Consider the following 17945-nt stretch of genomic DNA (forward strand, 5'->3'; position numbering starts at 1 on the left):
GAAACCCTCGCGCGATGGTTGCGCGGGGGTTTTCGCGTGTTCGCGGGGGCCGGGGCCCGCGTTACCTCCAAAGGCGGTCCCGCGCTGCCGCACGGCCGGGGTCCGTCACCCTGGCGCAGCCGGTCCCGCGCCGCCGCTCATGGGCAGGCGCGCGACTTCACACGTCCCAGGCACGTACCGACCCCACACCCCCACGGACGCGCGGCTGCGTCTCCAGTGCGGGTAGGGCGTCGTTTCATGGCGCCTGCACGGTTGCCGTCCATGGCGCCGACTTCACCGCTTCTCACGCCGACGCAGTGCCTCTTGCCCGGACGGGCGCAGCTCGCGCCCAAGGCTTGGTGCCGGAGGGCCATGGGGGTGGGTGTGGGCGCGGGTGTCCGTCCACAGGTCGGGGTTCGGGGTGTCACATTTGGCGGGGCTGCATGGTCATAACGGGTAGAACGGGGCGTCGTTGCCTAATCGTTGGGGTCTCGGGTGTACCGCCACCGCGAGTAGTACTACACTGCGTAGAGCTTCGCCAAGTCTCATCCATGCGAGCCACACAGAGCACGTCCACGCTACGGCTGCTCCCTGGGGAGTAGTGAGGAATCAACTCGGGGCGGACGCGGGAGTCGTGAGCGAGCAGAGATGCTCGTCAAGGTTCGCGCGCCAGGGGCGGGCGACGGAACACAAGAAAGCCGTGGAGGAAACCGATGCGCCTGCGTCACGACGACGGAACGCTCGTTCACCTCGCCTACAACGCGGGCGTCCACCCCGCGGAGGACCTGGAGAACCTGATCGCCCACCTGACCCGCTACGCGGTCCCGGTGCGCAAGCGGCTGGGCGTGGAGCGGATGGGCATCGGGTTGTGGCTCTCGCCGAGTGTGGCCGACCATCTCACGGCCGACCGCATCGAGCTCGTACGGCTGCGCCGTTCCCTGGAGGAGCGCGGCCTGGAGGTCGTGAGCCTCAACGGCACCGGCGGCCGCAACCAGGAGGTCCCCGGGCCCGACTGGGCCAAGCCCGAGCGTTACCGCTACACCATGGCCCTGGCCAAGATCCTGGCGTTCCTGCTGCCGGACGACGTACGGTTCGGCAGCATCTCGACGATCCCGATCGGCTGGCGCCGCGACTGGCCCGCCGACCTGCACTCGATCGCCACCCGGCGGCTGGAGCGGCTGGCGCGCGAGTTGCGCGGCATCTACAGCGTGACCGGCAAGACGATCAGGGTCGGGTTCGAGCCGTGGCCGGGATGCGTGCTGGAGACCACGGAGCAGGCGCTGGAGCGGGTGTGCGGCATCGACTCCGAGCACCTGGGCGTGTGCCTGGACGCCTGTCACCTCGCCTGCGGGGCCGAGGAGCCGGGTGCGGCGCTCAAGGGCCTGGCCGAGGCCGGGGCGCCCGTGGTCAAGCTGGGGCACGTGCACAGCCACACGGGGGAGACGCCGAGCAGCACGGGTGCGGTGCTGCACGACACGCTGACGGCCATGCTGTCGGGTGCGGTGAGCGGTAGTGCGCACATCGAGGTCGAGACGCACAACCTGAGCGTTCCCGGGCGGGCGAAGGGGCCGGGGGCCCTGGTGTCGGTGCTTGCCGATGAGCTGGCCTGGGCGCGTACCAACCTGACCAGCCTGGGTCTGCAGCTCGCCGCCTGACCATTGGGCGGGTGTCCGCGGCTGCGCGGGGCCTGGTGGCACAGCGTCGGGCCTGACCGGCTCAGCCCCGGCCGGGCCTGATCGGTTTTGACCGGTCAGGGCTGAACGGTGCTGGCTCGCGGCCCGCCCTCTGGTGGTGGCGGACGGGCCGGTGAGGGCCCGTGGGACTCTGGTCAGAGGCTGCCGAACCAGCCTGGGGTGTCGAGGCGCCACAGGTTGGCGGGGGTCATCCGGCGCAGGTCCGACTCCAGGGCGCTCAGGCGGTCCTCGCCCAGTTCGGCGGACCAGCGGGCGCGCAGGTCGTCGAAGATGCGGGCCGAGCGGTTCAGGGCGTCGAGGCCGAACGGGGTCAGGCGGACGATTTTGCGGCGGGTGTCGGCCGGGTCGAGGGTGCGTTCGACGTAGCCGATGCGTTCCAGGGTGTCGACGGTCTTGCCGGCCGCCTGTTTGGAGACGCCGAGGGTGCGGCCCAGCTCGACGGCCGTGGTGCCCTCCGGGCCGATGGCCTGCATGACGAAACCGTGCATCGGGCGTATGTCCGGGTGACCCTGCCGGGCCAGCTCCGCGTGCAACTCGTCGATCAGCACCCGGAACGCCAGCAGCAGGCGCAGCGGTAGTTCGAAGCCTGGGCTTGACATGATAGACAACCTGATTGACTATATGGACAATGTGGTTGCCCATCCTAGGAGGTTCAGGACATGACTGTCATCCGTGATGCCGAGGCGCGCCGGTCGGAGACTCCCAACGGGGTCATGACGACGTTCGCTTCGCCGACGCAGGGCGGGGCCTCGCGGTCCCTGTGGAAGGTCGACGCCCAGCCCGGTGCGGTGGGGCCGATGCACGAATTCGACTGTGAGCAGGTGTGGACCTGGCTCGGCGGGGCCGCTGTGGTGGAGTTGGGTGAGGAGCGGTTCGAGGTCGGTGTGGGGGACACCGTCATCATGCCTGCCCGTACGGTGCGGCGGGTGCTGGCCGATCCGCACAGCGGTTACACCGCCGTCGTCACTGCCCCGGCGGAGGCCAAGGCCTTCGGCGCGGACGGGGCGGAATTCGGTGTGCCGCCGTGGATCGCATGAGGGTCGACCGGGTGGTGCGGCGTGTGGGTGCCCCCCAGCCGGGTGACCGCCACATGTCCATCTCGGGCCGGTGGTCGCCACGTTCCCAACCCGGGCCGGGGGTCGGCACGTGTCCATCCTGGGCCGGTGGTCACCAAGTTCCCAACCCGGGCCGGGGCCGGCACGTGCACATCCCGGGCCCGGTGGCCCTTCACAGGTCACCCCGGCCGGTGCGGGTTCAGCCGTCGTGGGGGAGGCGGTAGGTGCCGTCGTCGAGGTGTTCGGCCAGGCCGTCGGTGATCAGGCCGTCCAGGGCGCGTTCGCGTTGGGTCGCGTCGTCCCACACGGCGTCCAGCGCCGCCTTGGGGACCGGGCCGTGGGCTGAGCGCAGGACATCGAGGAGGCGGCCGCGGCACTGACGGTCCGTGCCGGCGTACGTCTGGCCCTTGCGCGCGGGGCCCTCGTGCGGTGGCTTGCCCGCGAGCCGCCAGGCGCAGACCTGGGCTATCGGGCAGTCGGCGCAGCGCGGGGACCGGGCCGTGCAGACCAGGGCGCCCAGCTCCATCACCGCCACGCCCCAGCGGGCGGCGCCCAGTTCGGGCAGGAGCGCCTCCGCCAGCCGCCGCTCGGCCGCCGAGGTGGCCGTGGGCGGGTATTCCTCCGCGCGTACCGCCCTGGCGAACACCCTGCGGACGTTGGTGTCCAGGACGGCGTGGCGGCCGCCGTACGCGAAGCTGGCGACCGCGGCGGCGGTGTATTCGCCGATGCCCGGCAGGGACAGCAGGGTCGCGTGGTCGGAGGGCACCTCGCCGTCGTGCTCGTCGGTGATGACCCTGGCGCACGCGTGCAGGCGCAACGCCCGGCGCGGGTAGCCGAGCTTGCCCCAGGCGCGTACGGCCTCACCGGGCTGCTCGGCGGCCAGCACGTCGGGGGTGGGCCAACGGGTTAGCCACTCGTGCCAGATGGGCAGAACGCGTACGACCGGGGTCTGCTGCAGCATGATCTCGCTGACGAGCACACCCCAGGGGGTCGCGTTCGCGGCGCGCCACGGGAGGTCCCGGGCGTTGTCCTCGTACCAGTCCAGAACGGGGGCGTGCAGGAGGTTCGACTCAACCACGCGGTCAAGGGTATGCCCAGATGGTTGCCCTCGGCGTGTCGCCGCTTCTTCGCGGCTGCGGGCTTACCATGCTGAGCGTATGGACCCGGATACGATGCGTGGCGACGGTGGGGACGTCTACTGGCGGCGCCGAATGAGCGTGCTGGTGGCGGTGCTCGTCGTGGTCGCCGTTGTGGCTTGGGCGTGCTCCAGCGGGGGCAGTGGGCCAGAGCGTACGTCCAGCGCGCAGGCGTCGCCGAGCGCCACGCCCACGGTCGATCCGCTGCTGGCCGGGCTGCGTACGCTCGCCATGGGCACGGCCAGTCCGACGCCCACCCCCACCCCCACCCCCAGTGTCACCACTCCCGTGCCCTCTCCCGCCGCCCGTCCCAGGAGGCCCGGCGAGCCGTGCGTGGAGCAGGACCTCGTGCTCAGCCTCCAGGGCGGCAAGGAGCAGATCTACGCGGCCGGCAGTCGTCCCAACTTCATCGTCACGCTGGTCAACGCGGGGCCCGCCATGTGCACCATTGATGTGGGGCCGCGGGCGTTGGAGATCCGCATCACGTCCGGGGCCGACCGCATCTGGTCCACGGCCGACTGTGTGAGCGGGGACGGGGCGGAGATCAAGGAGCTGGAACGTGGGGTGCCACACGTGCGGGTGCTGGACTGGGACCGGCGGCGGTCGAGCGCCGACTGCCGCTCCATCCAGCAGGTCGCGCTGCCTGGCACCTACGTGGCCACCGCCCGCCTGGGCGGACTCCGCAGCTCCAAAGGGATTTTCCACCTCCGCTAGTAGGCCGGGGGTCACTGCTGGAGTCGGCGCAGTCCCGTAGCGGGGCTGTGAGGCGGGTCAGGGCGCCGCGCGCGCCGTTTCCGGCGCCTCAGGGCCTCGGAGGTGGAACCGCACGTCACAATGGCGCTCAGCGGCGCAGAGCCGGGGTGTGCGCCGCCGCCGACGCGCCATACGGTCCTGTGGCCCGGCGCAACGCACGGCCAGCGGCCGTGTGCACCGCACGCTTTTCCCCAACCCAGGTCCCCCGGCCTCGTGTACCGCACGGTCGTCGTGAGCCCGGTCAGAGCTCGGGGGTCAAACCCCGCGTAGTCACGGTCTGCGTTGGTTGGAAGGTCGGGAAAGTAATGGCTGGGTTTCCCGTCATGAGCCTGGGCTGTCGGGATTCGGGGGTTCGGGTTGCTCAGACGTAGCGTTCCAGGATCGAGGACTCGGCCAGGCGGGAGAGGCCCTCGCGGACGCTGCGGGCCCGGGACTCGCCCACGCCTCCCACCTCCTGCAGGTCGTCGATGCTCGCCGCCAGCAGCTTCTGCAGGCCGCCGAAGTGGTCGACCAGGCGGTCCACCACCGAGCCGGGCAGGCGGGGGACCTTGGCCAGGAGGCGGAAGCCGCGCGGGCTGACCGGGCTGTCCAGCTTGTCGGTGCCGTTGTGGCCCAGGAGGTGGGCCACGACCGACAGGTCCAGGAGCTCGCTGCCGGACAGTTTGTCCAGGTCGTGCATGGCTTCGGCCGGGCGGCGCTGGCGGCGGCCGGCGGGGGGCGGGAGGTAGTCGCGGATCACCAGCTCGCGCTCGGAGTCCACGCCCGCCACCAGCTCGTCCAGTTGCAGGGACAGCAGGCGGCCGTCCGTGCCCAACTCCACGACGTAGCCCTTGATCTCGTCGGAGATCCTGCGGACCATCTCCAGGCGCTGGGCCACCGCCGCCACGTCCCGGACCGTCACCAGGTCCTCGATCTCCAGCGCCGACAGCGTGCCGGAGACCTCGTCGAGGCGGTGTTTGTAGCGCTCAAGGGTGGCCAGGGCCTGGTTGGCCTTGGACAGGATGGCGGCCGACTCCTCCAGGACATAGCGGATGCCGTCGAGGTAGAGCGCGATGATGCGCATCGACTTGCTGATCGCGATGATCGGCAGGCCCGTCTGCCTGGCCACCCGCTGCGCCGTACGGTGGCGGGTGCCGGACTCGTCCGTGGCGATGCCGGGGTCGGGCACGAGGTGCACGGCGGCGCGCACGATCTTGTGGTCGCCGCTCATCACGATGGCCCCGTCCATCTTGGCCAGCTCGCGGAGCCTGGTGGGCGAGAATTCGACGTCGAGCTCGAAACCGCCGCTGCAGACCTGCTCGACGATCTTGTTGTAACCGAGCACGATCAACCCACCGGTCTGCCCGCGCAGGATCCGCTCCAAGCCGTCGCGCAACGGAGTGCCCGGTGCCACAGCGGCCAGGGCTTCGCGACGACGGTCGTCAAGACTCCTATCCACCTGACCCCCGTGTCGATCGGTCACGCTCAGCTTAGCCGTGCTATGTGACGTGTGTGAGTGCGTCCCAGACGTTCTCCGCCTGCACGACCTCGAACCCGGGTGCGAATGCCACCGGCCCCACCGGCACCAGCGCGCGTTGCCCGGCGCGCCGTCGGCCACCCTCCTCAAGGGATCCGGCGGGCACGAGGGCGCGCTTGAAGCCGAGCCTGGCCGCCTCCGTCAACCGCCTGCGCACGTCCTTGACCGGGCGCAGCTCGCCCGCCAGGCCGACCTCCCCGAGCGCCACCAGACCGGGCGGCAACGGCTTGTCCCCGGCGGCGCTGGCCACCGCGAGCATGACCGACAGGTCCACGGCCGGGTCGGCCAGCTTGATGCCGCCCACGGTCGCGGTGAAGACGTCGCAGCCGCCGAGGCGGGCGTTGAGTCGGCGCTCCAGCACCGCCAGGATCATCTGCACGCGGTAGGTGTCGAGCCCGGAGGAGGTGCGCCTGGGCTGCTGCGCCTCCGTGCGGGCCACCAGGGCCTGGACCTCGGCGGGGAGCGGGCGGGTGCCCTCGACCGTGACGGTGACGCACGTGCCCGGCACCGGCTCGCTGCGCCGGGAGACGAACAGACCGCTCGGGTCGGTGATGCCCTCGATGCCGCGCTCGTGCAGGTCGAAGCAGCCGACCTCGTCGGTGGGGCCGAACCGGTTTTTGACCGCGCGCACCATGCGGAGCCTGGAGTGGCGGTCGCCCTCGAAGTTGAGCACGACGTCGACCAGGTGCTCCAGCGTGCGCGGGCCCGCGATCGAGCCCTCCTTGGTGACGTGGCCGACCAGCACGGTGGCCATGTTGCGCTCCTTGGCCAGGCGCACCAGGTTGGCCGCCACCTCGCGGACCTGGGTCACGCCGCCGGGCACGCCGGTGGCCTGCGCCGAGCCGACCGTCTGCACCGAGTCGACCACGAGCAGCCTGGGCTGAACCTTCTCCACGTGGGCGACCAGGGCCGACAGCTCGGTCTCCGCGGCGAGGTAGAGCTGGTCCTGGATCGCGCCGATGCGGTCGGCCCGCAGGCGCACCTGGGCGGCCGACTCCTCGCCCGTGACATAGAGCACCGTCTCGCGCCCGGCGATGCTGGCAGCGGCCTCCAGCAGCAGCGTGGACTTGCCGATGCCGGGCTCGCCCGCCAGCAGCACCACGGCGCCCGGCACCAGGCCGCCGCCGAGCACCCGGTCGAGCTCGCTCACGCCGGTCGTGCGCGCGGTCGCCACCTCGGCCTTGACCTGGCCGATCGGCAGCGCGGGCGCCGTGGTGGCGCCCGCCTGCACCACGTTGACCCCGGCGCGCGCGCCCTCCTCGTCGACCGTGCCCCACGCCTGGCACTCGCCACACCGGCCGACCCATTTGGTGGTGCGCCAGCCGCATTCGGCGCAGCGGTATCCGGGCTTCTGGGCAGTCTTGGCCATGCGGAGCAGGCTAGCGGGCGGCACCGACAATCTTCGAGCGCCGGGCTGGGGCGAATCGGATCTTCGCCCGAGCGCCCGGCTCTTCGCCCGAGCGCCCGGCTCTTCGCCCGAGCGCCCGGCTCTTCGCCCGAGCGCCCGGCGCGGCCTTAAGCGGGGAGCCGGCCGGACACGACCCCCAAGGGCCCGACATGATCCCCGCGGCTGGGCCGGCGTGATCCCCCGGGCGCTGGGGCGGGTGGGTGCGAGGGTCAGGCCAGGCCCAGTTCTGAGACGAGGAGGCGCTTGGGCTTGGCGCCCACGATCTGCTTCACCGGCTCGCCGTTCTCGAACAGCAGCATCGTCGGCACGGCCATCACCCCGTAACGCGCCATGATCTCGGGGTTCTCGTCGGTGTTGAGCTTGCCGACCGTCAGGCCGTGCTCGGCCTCGATCTGCTCCAGCACGGGGCCCACCATCTTGCACGGCCCGCACCACTCGGCCCAGAACTCGACCAGCACCGGCTCGTCGCTCTTGAGCACCCGCTCCTCGTAGTTGTCAGTGGTCAGCGTGATCATCTCTCATCCCTTCACAAAGCATCCTGGGCAGGACCTGGCGAGCTGGGCGGCCACCTCGGCGCGGCGGGCGAGCAGGGCGCGGATCTCCGCGTCGATCTCGCCCAGCTTGCGCTCGTAGACCTCGACCGACTCCGCGCACGACCCGCCGGTGCTGTGCCCCTTGCGCAGGCAGTCGACGAACGGCCGGGTGTCCTCCAACGTGAACCCGACCTTCAGCAGGGCCCGGATCTCGGACACCAGCCTGACGTCGTCCTCGCCGTAGTCGCGATAACCGTTGGCCGCGCGACGGGCGCTGAGCAGCCCGTGCTGCTCGTAGTAGCGGAGCGAGCGGGTGCTCACCCCGGTGCGTTCCGCCAGCTCACCTATGCGCATGTCATCACGGTAAACGTTGACACCTACGTCAATGTCAAGCCTCAGAAGTGGCGCCAGCGCAGAACGTTCGGATAGGGGATCTCCAGGCCCGGGGTCTCGGCGATGGCCTGCTCGGCCACCTCGGGCGTGAACTCGATGCGCAGCACCGCCTCCAGGTCCGCGCGCCGCGTGAAGGCCATCCTGAGGTCGAGCGCCCGCCGCTGCCAGCCCTGGCGGTCCCAGAACGCCTCGACCTCGCGCGGCGAGTACGCCGGCACGGTATGCGAGAACCAGCGGCCGAACGACCCCCGGGTCGCGTCGAGGTCCAGCACGAAGGCCGCGCCCCCACGGCGTACGACCCGCGACAGCTCGCGCAGCCCGGGCTCGCAGCCCGGCCCGAAAAAGTACGCCCACCGAGCCACGGCCACGTCCACCGACGCGTCGGGCAGGGGCAGGTCCTGGGCCGTGGCGGCGTGCACCGTCACGTTGGCCAGCCCGGCGCAGCGGCGGCGGGCCAGCGCGGCCAGGTCACCGTGCGGCTCGACGCCGACCACCCGCGCCGCCCGCGACGACAGGGCGGGCAGGTGGTAGCCGGTGCCGCAGCCGATGTCGAGCACGGTGGCGTCGTCCCAGGGGCGCAGCGCCCGCATCGCCGCGTCGGCCGCGCCCTCGGGATCGACGGCGCGATTCTCCAGCTCGTAGACCCGGGGGGAATTCCAGATGTTCGGGCTCGGGATCGCGCCTTTCGCTATCCGTGGCATGCCTCAACGGTAGGTGTATCTCCACCTCCGGTGAGCCTCCGGACACGGCGCACCAGAGAGGCTCGCGCGCCATATCCGCTTCACCGGCTTAGGCTGGCAACGTGGCTGATGTCATCCGCGTGCCCAATGCGAAGATCGCATTGTCCACCGCTTCGGTATATCCGGAACGCACTCCAGACGCGTTCGAGCTGGCCGCCCGCCTGGGTTACGACGGCGTGGAGATCATGGTGGGCGCCGACCCGGTGAGCCAGGACATCGACGTGATCGAGCGGCTCTCCGAGCACTACGAGATCCCGGTCCTGGCCATCCATGCCCCCTGCCTGCTCGTCACACAGCGGGTCTGGGGCCGTGACCCCTGGGCCAAGCTGGTCAAGGCACAGAAGGCGGCCGAGCGGCTGGGCGCCTCCACGGTCGTGGTCCACCCGCCGTTCCGCTGGCAGCGTGACTACGCCCGTGACTTCGAGAGCGGGCTGGCCAGGATGCGTGAAGAGACAGGCGTCACGTTCGCCGTCGAGAACATGTTCCCGCTGCGCGCCCGGGGCAACGACGTGGTGCCCTACTCACCCGACTGGAACCCGATCGACTACGCCTTCCCCCAGGTCACGCTGGACCTGTCGCACACGGCGGTGTCGGGCTCCGACGCCATGGAGATGGCCGCCAAGCTCGGCGACCGGCTCGCCCACCTGCACCTGGCCGACGGCCTCGGCGTCACCAACAAGGACGAGCACCTGGTGCCGGGCCGGGGCAACCAGCCGTGCGCCCAGATGCTGGAGAGGCTGGCCAACACCGGCTACTCGGGGCTGGTCGTCCTGGAGATCAACACCCGCAAGGCGGCCAGCCGCACCGAGCGCATCGATGACCTGGCCGAGGGCCTGGCCTTCGCCCGGCTGCACCTGGCGGCCACCTCATGAACACAGGGCCGATCAAGGACCTGGGCCGCGTTTTCGACCGGGTGGCCGACGTCTACGACGCGGGCCGGCCCGGTTATCCCGACGAGGTCTTCCGCGCGCTGAGCGAGTTGACCGGCGTCGACCTCGACGGCGCCACCACGGTCGACGTCGGTGCCGGGACCGGCATCATGACCAGGGCGCTCAGGGCCCGCGGCTCGCGGGTGATCGCGGTCGACCCGGGCGCCGAGATGCTGGCCCGGCTGGTCTCCCGCTCCGAGGACGGCCCGCCCGCCGTGGCCGCCGTGCTGGCCGACGGCAACGCGCTGCCGCTGGCCGACGGCGTGGCCGACCTGGTGACATACGCGCAGTCGTGGCACTGGCTGGACCCCGTCGTCTCGATCGCCGAGGCCAGGCGGGTGCTGCGGCCGAACGGCGCGATCGTGGGCTGCTGGAACCTCAACCACGCCGCCCAGGCCGACTGGCTGGCGGCCTACGAGGCCCGGCTGGCGGCGGCGGTGCCCACCTACTACGGCCCGGCGGTCGAGCAGTGGTCGGTGCCGCCGATCGCCTCGGCCTTCGAGGTGATCGAGGAGCGCTGGATCCCCTGGACGAGGCTGGTCGGCATCGAGGACTTCATGCTCGACCTGCGCTCGCACTCCTACATGGCGGCGATGTCGCCGGGCGCCGCCGACGAGCTGATCGAGCGGGAGCGGGCGGAGCTGCGCAAGGCGTTCCCCGAAGGGATGCTCTCCGTGCCGATTCGGGTTTATCTGGCGGTGGGCAGGTGACGCCGGGGAGCGTCAGGCCGCACGGAGCGAGGAAATGAGCAGCAGCGAGCACGCGGAAACCGCCGCGCGGAGCGAGGAAATGAGCACGATCAAGCGGCGTCCCGGGCGCAGGCCGGGCTCGGCCGACACGCGCGGAGAGATTCTCACGGCGGCCAGGAAGGTGTTCGCGGAAAAGGGGTTCGACAAGGCCACCGTGCGCGGCATCGCCAGGGAGGCCCAGGTCGATCCCGCCTTGGTGCACCACTATTTCGACACCAAGGAGGGCATGTTCGTCGCCGCGATGCAGCTGCCGATCAACCCGAGCGAGCTCGTCCCCATGCTGCTGGAGGGCCCGCGCGAGGACATCGGGGAGCGGCTGGTCCGGACGATCCTGCGGGTCACCGCGGCGCCCGAGACCCGGGAGCCGATGCTGGCGCTGCTCCGCTCGGCCATGACGAACGAGCAGGCCGCCACCATGTTCCGGGAGTTCATCACGAACGCCCTGCTCTTCCAGGTGGCCGACCGGCTGGAGGTGCCGCATCTGCGGATCGAGGCGGCCTTCTCGCAGATGTTCGGCATGGTCATGGGACGCTATGTGATCAAGCTGGAGCCGCTGGCCAGCGCCGATCCCGAAGAACTGGTCGCGCTGCTCGGGCCGACCGTGCAGCGTTACCTGACAGGCTAGAGCATTGTTCTGCAGACGGCTATGACCTTAGGGTATGTCGCGTACCTCGGAAATGTTACCCATGGGTAGGATTGTCGGAGGGGAAGCAGCGGGTGACCGTACGCTGGCAGCCAACGTCGTCTGTGGGAGGACACCGTGCTCTGGGTAGCCGTCATCGGGCTCGTCATGACCGTCCTTGCGGTGGCCGTGGCCGGCCGCAGGGTGATGTTCCTGTACCGGCTGGCGACCGTGGGCCCGCCCGCGCCCGAGCGGATCGACTATGCCAGGACCCACGTGGGCGACGAGGTCAGGACGCAGCTCGTCGAGGTGTTCGGGCAGAAGAAGCTGCTCAAGTGGACACCGTCGGGCACCGCCCACTTCTTCGTCATGTGGGCGTTCTTCATCCTGCTGACGGTCTACCTGGAGGCGTACGGCGCGATCATCCAGGGCGCGATCACCGGCAGGCCCGACTTCCACATCCCGCTGATCGGGACCTGGGGCGTGCTCGGCTTCCTGCAGGACTTCATCGCGGTCGCCTGCCTGCTCGGCCTGGTCGCCTTCGCCGTCATCCGGGTCAGGAACTCCCCCAGGACGCTCGGCCGCGGCTCCCGCTTCTCCGGCTCCCACCTGGGCGGCGCGTGGCTCGTCCTGTTCATGATCTTCAACATCATCTGGACGCTGTTCCTCGCCCGCGGCGCGGCCGCGGCCAACGGCAACTTCCCCTACTCCTCCGGCGCGTTCGTCTCGCTCGCGCTCGGTGACGCGCTGCCGGCGAGCCCGCTGCTGGAGGAGATCGCGCTGCTCCTGCACATCGGCTTCATGCTGGTGTTCCTGGTCATCGTGGTGAACTCCAAGCACCTGCACATCTTCACCGCGCCGCTCAACGTGCTCTTCTCCCGCCGCCCCGACGGCATGGGCGGCGCGCCGGAGATGCGGGTGGACGGCAAGCCGGTCGACTTCGAGGACGAGGACCTCGACCCCGAGCGGCTGGGTCGCGGCAAGATCGCCGACACCACGTGGAAGGGCTTCCTCGACTTCTACTCCTGTACGGAATGCGGCCGTTGCCAGTCGCAGTGCCCGGCATGGAACACCGACAAGCCGCTCTCGCCCAAGATGCTCATCATCGACCAGCGCGACCACGCCTTCAAGGTGGCCCCCTACCTGCTGGCGGCCCAGGGCGGCGTCGAGCACAAGGACACCGACGTCCTGGCGCTGCTGGACAAGCCGCTGGTCGGCGAGGAGGGTGTGATCCACCCCGACGTGCTCTGGTCGTGCACCAACTGCGGCGCCTGCGTCGAGCAGTGCCCGGTGGACATCGAGCACATCGACCACATCCTCGACATGCGCCGTTACCAGGTGATGGTGGAGTCGTCGTTCCCGTCCGAGGCGGGGGTGATGGTGAAGAACCTGGAGAACAAGGGCAACCCGTGGGGCATGTCCGAGATGAAGCGGGCCGACTGGATCGAGGAGCTCGACTTCGAGGTCGAACTGGTCGACGACAAGCTCAGCGAAGATGTCGATTATCTGTTCTGGGTGGGCTGCGCGGGCGCGCTGGAGGACCGGGCCAAGAAGACCACCAAGGCCGTCGCGGAGCTGCTGCACATCGCGGGTGTGAAGTTCGCGGTGCTCGGCCCGATGGAGGCCTGCACCGGCGACCCGGCCCGCCGCCTGGGCATGGAATACCTGTTCAACATGCTCGCCCAGCAGAACATCGAGACCCTCAACGAGGCCGGCGTCAAGAAGATCGTCGCCACCTGCCCGCACTGCTTCAACACCCTGGCGAACGAATATCCGCAGCTCGGCGGCACATACGAGGTCGTGCACCACACCCAGCTACTGGCCAAGCTGGTCGAGGAGGGCCTGCTCACCCCGATCACGCCGATCGAGGAGAAGATCACCTACCACGACCCGTGCTTCCTCGGCCGCCACAACAAGGTCTACTCCCAGCCGCGCGACATCATGGCCAAGGTCCCGGGGGTGCAGGCCCAGGAGATGCACCGGCACAAGGACCGCGGCTTCTGCTGCGGCGCGGGCGGCGCGCGCATGTGGATGGAGGAGCGGATCGGCAAGAGGATCAACACCGAGCGGGTGGACGAGGCGCTGACCACCGATCCCGACACCGTGTCCACGGCGTGCCCGTTCTGCATGGTGATGCTCGGCGACGCGATCAACGAGAAGAAGAACAGCGGCGCGGCCAAGGAGTCGCTGGAAGTGGTGGACGTGGCCCAGCTGTTGATCAAGTCGGTCAAGGGAGCGTCCTGACAGGTAAAAGTCGGACCCCTCGACAGCCTGTGTGGAGGGGATTCCCACGTCAGCAGGGTCAGGTCTGAGAAATCTGCCATCCACATAACGGGAAAATCACGGTAACCTCAACGTCGCATGGCTCTATTCGACGGGGAGGGGGGTCGTGATGCGCGTCGTCGTCACGGACGCCGAGGTCACCCTGGCCGACGTGCTCTCCCTGCGACTCGCCATCGACGAACCACTGGAAGCCGGCACCGAGCTGGTGCTCAGAAACCGCGCCACGGGGGTGGAGCGCGACGTCCGGCTCGGCACGCCGGGCAGGCGGGCGCGCGAGGCCTCGCTGGCGGTATCGCTGGCGCCGATGGAGCTCACGGCCGGGCGCTGGGACGCCTACCTGCGCCACGGCGACACGCGTGACCGGCTGCGCAGCGTCGATCCGGGCTTCTCGCTCGACCACCTCGACGCCTACGCCCTGTGCCGCCGGACCCTGGCCTACCGCTCCTACCGCACGCGCAACGGCTACCTGGCGCTGAAGATCGCCGATGCGGAGCCGGTGGCCGAGGTGCGTTCCATCTGGTTCAGGGAGGGCCGGTTCGAGGTGATGGGTCTGCTGGCGTACACGGGCCTGGAAGACGACGACTCCCGCCACGAGGCCGTGCTGACCCTGGACCGCAGGCAGACGAGCTCGCGGCTGTCGGCCACCGCCACCGTGCAGGGCGTGCGCTTCCACGCCGCCGTGTCGCTCGTGGACGTGGTGGGCGCCGACCCGGAGGCCGCGGCCGGCTCCGGCACCTGGGAGCCGGCGCTGGAGGTCGAGGGCGTGCCCACGCCGCTGCGGCTGGGCGCCCGGCTCGACGACGTGGACGGCAAGAGACGCCGGCTGCACTATCCGTCGGCCAAGGTGGACGGCGTGCCCATCAGACCCTGCTACACCGCCGACGACGAGCTGCGGATCGAGGTCGGGGGATGAAGGTCAGCCTGGTGCTCGCCTCGGCGTACGTGATGCGCGGCGACGTGCGCGCCACGCTCAACCTCGCCACGGCCCTGGCCGAGCGGCACGACGTCGAGGTCATCAGCATCAGGCGGCAGAAGGAGAAGCCGTTCTTCCCCGTCGGCCCCAAGGTGGCACTGCGCAGCGTGGTCGACTCCAGGCCGGGCGTGCGGCACCTGTTCCCGAGCGGGCAGGTGCACGCCGAGGTGGCGTTCTGGCGGGTGCTGCGCCACCTGAAGTCCGACGTCCTGATCACGACCAAGCCGGCCCTCGGCGTCCAGGTCGCCAGGCACGCTCCACGGGAGACCCTGACGATCGCCAAGGAGTGGGGGCGGCCGTCCACCCCCGGGCCGGTGAAACGCCTCTATCCACGCCTGGACGCCGTAGTGACGGCCACGGACGCGGCCCGGGAGGAATGGGCCGGGCTGCTGCCCGGCGGGCCTCCTGTGCACTCCCTGCTGGACGCGCTGCAGAGCGGTCCCTGGCCGCGCTCGCGGATGGACAACAGGATCGTGGCCGCCGGTGGGCGGTGGGTGCCCGTCAAGGCCTACGACCGGCTCATCAGGGCGTTCGCGATCGTGGCGGACAAGCGCCCGGACTGGCGGCTGCGGCTCTACGGCGGCGGCTCGGAGGAGCGGCGGCTGCGCGCTCTCGTACGCGACCTCAACCTGCACAACCACGTCTACTTCATGGGGATGACGCCGGACCTGGCGGGGGAGTTCGCCAAGGCGTCGATCGTGGCCAGCACCTCGCGCGCCGAGGAGCTGGGCATGACCGCGCTGGAGGCCATGGGGTGCGGGGTGCCCGTGGTGGCCTTCGAAGGGTCCAGGGCGCTGACGGAGTTCGTGGCGACCGGCTACAACGGGGTGCTGGTGCCGGAGGCGGAGGGCGACCTGCAGCTCTTCGCGGCGGCCCTGCTGGCTCTGATCGACGACGAGCGCCGGCGGCGCTCGCTGGCGGCCGGGGCGCTGGACACGGCCGTTCGGCATTCGGCGGACGAGGTGGCCGAGCAGTGGGAGAAACTGATCGCCAGCCTGCGCTGACCGATCTGTGGCCTCCCGGGGCCATACCTGATACGGGTACCGTAGGAGCCATGCATGGGTACAGCGGAGACAAGCAGGCATATCTGACGCGCCTCCGGCGAATCGAGGGTCAGATCCGGGGCCTGCAGCGCATGGTCGATGACGATGCCTACTGCATCGACGTGCTCACCCAGGTCTCCGCGGCCACTCGGGCGCTCCAGGCGGTGGCCCTCGGCCTGCTGGAGGAGCACATTGCGCATTGCGTGGCCGACGCGATCAACACCGGCGGGCCGGAGGCCGAGGCGAAGGTGAAGGAGGCCTCGGCGGCCATCGCGCGTCTCGTGCGTTCGTAGTGACGAGTAACGATTGACTAGTTACGTCGAAACCCCGGGAAACCGTGTCCGGGGTCCTAATGGGTCCGGCACCAGGTCCCCGGGGCTAGTAATAGAGATGGTCCTTCAGCGGCTCGCCGAAGTCCGCAATCCGAGCGCGTCGTCGAGTTCGTCCAAGGTCAGCCGCCGTTCGCTGACTGCCACGGCAGTGAGCACCTCGGCGTAGAGCGCAATCTCGTCCAACGCGACACGGTCGTGGACCCGAGAGTCCAGGTCGTCGTGCCCCACCGCGTCGTCCTTTCCTTCCGCAGCCCACACCCTCTACGAGGTTACGGCGCGGGTCCCCGTCGGCGACATGGCCCATCGGAGTCATTCCTTTCCGCGCCACGGGGGCCCCACAGGGGTCATTTCCCGATACCGAGATCACAATTCAGCGAATTTCCTGTTGCGGGAGTGTTAGAACGATATAGGAGGAGTTAGGGTGAAATAGCGGTAAAAGTGGTTTAGAAGTGGTCGTCGTCGCGTTCGTGGATGAGTCGACGTACGAGCGCCGCCTGTCCGGCAAGTCCGCGCTCGGGAACTTTGGCCCCCGTCAAGCCGCCCCACGCCAGCCCCGTCGCGTACGCGGCCCCGAGCACCGCCGCCGCGCTCGCCCGGTCCGGCGGCGCCACCTCCATCACCGGCGCGGGTCTGGTGAGCACCCTGCCGGGCACCGGGAAGCCGTCGGGCTCGGTCGACTCGCCCGCCGAGGTGCCGGTCAGCCCGGCCCGGTGCAACTCCTCATATGCCCGCCTGAGCCGGTGGTCCAGCCGCGCGGGCAGCCCGCCCCTGGAGTCCGACAGATCGGCGAGGTAGGTGGCGGCGGCCATGCGCGGATCGGGCATGAACCGCAGCGCCTCCACCAGGTCGTAGACGGCGTGGGAGAAGTGCGCCTCCCGGTCGGTCTCTCCGAGCAGCGCCCGGCACAGTCGCGCCGGGCAACGCCGCAGCCACGCCCGGCGTACCGCCTCGTCGTCCTCCAGCGTCGCGTCGAGGCCGGGCTCGCGCAGCACGGGCTCGACCATCGTGAGCAGTGCCAGCGCCCGCGGCCTGAAGCGGGTGTCGGAGAGCAGAACCTGGGCCGCGTCCGCCATCACGGCGGCGAGCCTGAGCGCGGCCCTGGACCGGCCGCCCCGGGCGCGCTCGGTCACCAGCGTGACGAGGTCGGCCAGCGGCGGGGCGGGCAGCCAGCGCACCCACTCGTCGCCGGGCAGCGAACGGCGCAGGTATTCGCCGAACACGGTGATCAGCCGCTCGTTGCCGTCGAAGGCCGGCGCGTACGCGCACCACATGATCGTGCCCCAGACGGCCGCCACCGTGCTCGGCACGTCGGAGGCGAAGATCTCGTCGAAGGCCGTCAGCGGGTAGTCCAGCTCCGACTTGCGCCCGGCGGCCCGCACCAGCACCCTGAGCTGCTCGGTCAGGGCCGCCGACACGTCGGGGCCGACGAAGGACTGGGTCGAGCCCGGCTCGGCGAGGAAGTCGGGGCCGTCCGGGATCACGTCCGGGGGCAGCGCCGCCGCCGGGTGCCGCCCCGGCCGGGCCCGCGTGCCGCGCGGCGGCGGCGCCAGATGCCAGTGGCCGTCGCCCGGGTCGTGCAGATACCAGCGCGCGTGCGCGCCGAAGAGCCACCGGTCGCCATCGGGGGTCACAAGTATTCTGGCGGCCAGCACGTGAGCGCGGTCGGGCACGGAAAGCCCCTGCCAGCGCGGGTCCGCGACCATCGTCCGGATCTGCGCCTCGGCGGAGGTGAACGCATCCCAGGGTCGCACGGCCGTCATCGTACTGGGCCTCCTCGGATCATCCATCGGCATTTCACGGCAGAATG

19 protein-coding genes are annotated in these 17945 nt (G+C 70.4%); 10 read left to right on the forward strand and 9 right to left on the reverse strand.

The genetic code is table 11. From position 1 onward, the window contains the following. The first annotated feature begins 692 nt into the window (after positions 1-692). The gene (locus ABGB18_RS36130; protein WP_347700155.1) at positions 693-1634 is read left to right on the forward strand and encodes a TIM barrel protein; all 942 of its coding nucleotides are present in this window, start codon (positions 693-695) and stop codon (positions 1632-1634) included. Between the two features lie 173 nt (positions 1635-1807). Here ABGB18_RS36130 and ABGB18_RS36135 read toward each other — a convergent pair whose 3' ends face one another. Further along, positions 1808-2272 carry a MarR family winged helix-turn-helix transcriptional regulator gene (locus tag ABGB18_RS36135; RefSeq protein ID WP_347700156.1) on the reverse strand — a complete coding sequence of 155 codons (465 nt, stop codon included), beginning with the start codon at positions 2270-2272 and terminating at the stop codon, positions 1808-1810. Positions 2273-2332: 60 nt separating this feature from the next. Here ABGB18_RS36135 and ABGB18_RS36140 point away from each other — a divergent pair, with 60 nt between their 5' ends. Beyond that, the gene (locus ABGB18_RS36140; RefSeq protein WP_347700157.1) at positions 2333-2710 is read left to right on the forward strand and encodes a cupin; all 378 of its coding nucleotides are present in this window, start codon (positions 2333-2335) and stop codon (positions 2708-2710) included. A gap of 217 nt (positions 2711-2927) precedes the next feature. On the opposite strand, the gene ABGB18_RS36145 is transcribed toward ABGB18_RS36140, so the two are convergent. After that, the gene (locus ABGB18_RS36145; protein WP_347700158.1) at positions 2928-3806 is read right to left on the reverse strand and encodes an A/G-specific adenine glycosylase; all 879 of its coding nucleotides are present in this window, start codon (positions 3804-3806) and stop codon (positions 2928-2930) included. 79 nt (positions 3807-3885) lie between these two features. On the opposite strand from ABGB18_RS36145, the gene ABGB18_RS36150 reads away from it, so the two are divergent. Next, positions 3886-4578, forward strand: coding sequence for a hypothetical protein (locus tag ABGB18_RS36150; protein WP_347700159.1), 693 nt, complete (start codon positions 3886-3888; stop codon positions 4576-4578). Positions 4579-4978: 400 nt separating this feature from the next. On the opposite strand, the gene disA is transcribed toward ABGB18_RS36150, so the two are convergent. The 5 genes from disA to ABGB18_RS36175 all read right to left on the reverse strand — a co-directional run bounded on the left by disA (position 4979) and on the right by ABGB18_RS36175 (position 9168). Next, entirely contained in the window at positions 4979-6055 is a 1077-nt protein-coding gene (disA, locus tag ABGB18_RS36155) for a DNA integrity scanning diadenylate cyclase DisA (RefSeq protein WP_347700160.1), read from the reverse strand. 40 nt (positions 6056-6095) lie between these two features. Further along, positions 6096-7502, reverse strand: a complete 1407-nt coding sequence (radA, locus tag ABGB18_RS36160) for a DNA repair protein RadA (protein WP_347700161.1) — start codon at positions 7500-7502, stop codon at positions 6096-6098. Positions 7503-7750: 248 nt separating this feature from the next. Further along, a complete protein-coding gene (gene trxA, locus ABGB18_RS36165; protein WP_347700162.1) occupies positions 7751-8056 on the reverse strand; it encodes a thioredoxin in 306 nt (101 codons plus the stop codon). A gap of 3 nt (positions 8057-8059) precedes the next feature. Then, positions 8060-8428, reverse strand: a complete 369-nt coding sequence (locus ABGB18_RS36170; RefSeq protein ID WP_347700163.1) for a MerR family transcriptional regulator — start codon at positions 8426-8428, stop codon at positions 8060-8062. Between the two features lie 41 nt (positions 8429-8469). Continuing rightward, complete coding sequence (locus tag ABGB18_RS36175) at positions 8470-9168, reverse strand: class I SAM-dependent methyltransferase (protein ID WP_347700164.1); 699 nt, start codon at positions 9166-9168, stop codon at positions 8470-8472. Between the two features lie 101 nt (positions 9169-9269). On the opposite strand from ABGB18_RS36175, the gene ABGB18_RS36180 reads away from it, so the two are divergent. From ABGB18_RS36180 to ABGB18_RS36210, 7 genes are all read left to right on the forward strand, one after another. Then, positions 9270-10079, forward strand: coding sequence for a sugar phosphate isomerase/epimerase (locus ABGB18_RS36180; protein WP_347700165.1), 810 nt, complete (start codon positions 9270-9272; stop codon positions 10077-10079). Beyond that, positions 10076-10846 carry a class I SAM-dependent methyltransferase gene (locus ABGB18_RS36185; RefSeq protein ID WP_347700166.1) on the forward strand — a complete coding sequence of 257 codons (771 nt, stop codon included), beginning with the start codon at positions 10076-10078 and terminating at the stop codon, positions 10844-10846. Before ABGB18_RS36180 ends, ABGB18_RS36185 begins: the two co-directional genes overlap by 4 nt. 34 nt (positions 10847-10880) lie before the next feature. Further along, complete coding sequence (locus ABGB18_RS36190) at positions 10881-11510, forward strand: TetR family transcriptional regulator (RefSeq protein WP_347700167.1); 630 nt, start codon at positions 10881-10883, stop codon at positions 11508-11510. A 135-nt stretch (positions 11511-11645) separates the two neighbouring features. After that, positions 11646-13751, forward strand: a complete 2106-nt coding sequence (locus ABGB18_RS36195; protein WP_347700168.1) for a (Fe-S)-binding protein — start codon at positions 11646-11648, stop codon at positions 13749-13751. Positions 13752-13899: 148 nt separating this feature from the next. Next, positions 13900-14703 carry a hypothetical protein gene (locus tag ABGB18_RS36200; RefSeq protein WP_347700169.1) on the forward strand — a complete coding sequence of 268 codons (804 nt, stop codon included), beginning with the start codon at positions 13900-13902 and terminating at the stop codon, positions 14701-14703. Further along, positions 14700-15767, forward strand: coding sequence for a glycosyltransferase (locus ABGB18_RS36205; RefSeq protein ID WP_347700170.1), 1068 nt, complete (start codon positions 14700-14702; stop codon positions 15765-15767). The genes ABGB18_RS36200 and ABGB18_RS36205 overlap by 4 nt, the downstream gene beginning before the upstream one ends. A 50-nt stretch (positions 15768-15817) precedes the next feature. Beyond that, positions 15818-16099, forward strand: a complete 282-nt coding sequence (locus ABGB18_RS36210; protein ID WP_347700171.1) for a metal-sensitive transcriptional regulator — start codon at positions 15818-15820, stop codon at positions 16097-16099. Between the two features lie 105 nt (positions 16100-16204). On the opposite strand, the gene ABGB18_RS36215 is transcribed toward ABGB18_RS36210, so the two are convergent. Both ABGB18_RS36215 and ABGB18_RS36220 read right to left on the reverse strand, forming a co-directional pair. Beyond that, positions 16205-16366, reverse strand: coding sequence for a hypothetical protein (locus tag ABGB18_RS36215; protein ID WP_020540796.1), 162 nt, complete (start codon positions 16364-16366; stop codon positions 16205-16207). A 215-nt stretch (positions 16367-16581) separates the two neighbouring features. Further along, on the reverse strand, positions 16582-17898 hold the full coding sequence (locus tag ABGB18_RS36220) for a hypothetical protein (RefSeq protein ID WP_347700172.1): 1317 nt from the start codon (positions 17896-17898) through the stop codon (positions 16582-16584). Between the last annotated feature and the right edge of the window lie 47 nt (positions 17899-17945).

The organism is Nonomuraea sp. B12E4 (assembly GCF_039871825.1).
Lineage (GTDB): Bacteria > Actinomycetota > Actinomycetes > Streptosporangiales > Streptosporangiaceae > Nonomuraea.

Excerpts from the sequence above, each read along its gene's own strand:
- ABGB18_RS36130 (WP_347700155.1), top strand. The coding sequence starts at position 693 with ATGCGCCTGCGTCACGACGACGGAACGCTCGTTCACCTCGCCTACAAC.
- ABGB18_RS36135 (WP_347700156.1), bottom strand. The coding sequence starts at position 2,272 with ATGTCAAGCCCAGGCTTCGAACTACCGCTGCGCCTGCTGCTGGCGTTC.
- ABGB18_RS36140 (WP_347700157.1), top strand. The coding sequence starts at position 2,333 with ATGACTGTCATCCGTGATGCCGAGGCGCGCCGGTCGGAGACTCCCAAC.
- ABGB18_RS36150 (WP_347700159.1), top strand. The coding sequence starts at position 3,886 with ATGGACCCGGATACGATGCGTGGCGACGGTGGGGACGTCTACTGGCGG.
- radA (WP_347700161.1), bottom strand. The coding sequence starts at position 7,502 with ATGGCCAAGACTGCCCAGAAGCCCGGATACCGCTGCGCCGAATGCGGC.
- trxA (WP_347700162.1), bottom strand. The coding sequence starts at position 8,056 with ATGATCACGCTGACCACTGACAACTACGAGGAGCGGGTGCTCAAGAGC.
- ABGB18_RS36170 (WP_347700163.1), bottom strand. The coding sequence starts at position 8,428 with ATGCGCATAGGTGAGCTGGCGGAACGCACCGGGGTGAGCACCCGCTCG.
- ABGB18_RS36175 (WP_347700164.1), bottom strand. The coding sequence starts at position 9,168 with ATGCCACGGATAGCGAAAGGCGCGATCCCGAGCCCGAACATCTGGAAT.
- ABGB18_RS36185 (WP_347700166.1), top strand. The coding sequence starts at position 10,076 with ATGAACACAGGGCCGATCAAGGACCTGGGCCGCGTTTTCGACCGGGTG.
- ABGB18_RS36190 (WP_347700167.1), top strand. The coding sequence starts at position 10,881 with ATGAGCAGCAGCGAGCACGCGGAAACCGCCGCGCGGAGCGAGGAAATG.
- ABGB18_RS36200 (WP_347700169.1), top strand. The coding sequence starts at position 13,900 with ATGCGCGTCGTCGTCACGGACGCCGAGGTCACCCTGGCCGACGTGCTC.
- ABGB18_RS36205 (WP_347700170.1), top strand. The coding sequence starts at position 14,700 with ATGAAGGTCAGCCTGGTGCTCGCCTCGGCGTACGTGATGCGCGGCGAC.
- ABGB18_RS36210 (WP_347700171.1), top strand. The coding sequence starts at position 15,818 with ATGCATGGGTACAGCGGAGACAAGCAGGCATATCTGACGCGCCTCCGG.
- ABGB18_RS36220 (WP_347700172.1), bottom strand. The coding sequence starts at position 17,898 with ATGACGGCCGTGCGACCCTGGGATGCGTTCACCTCCGCCGAGGCGCAG.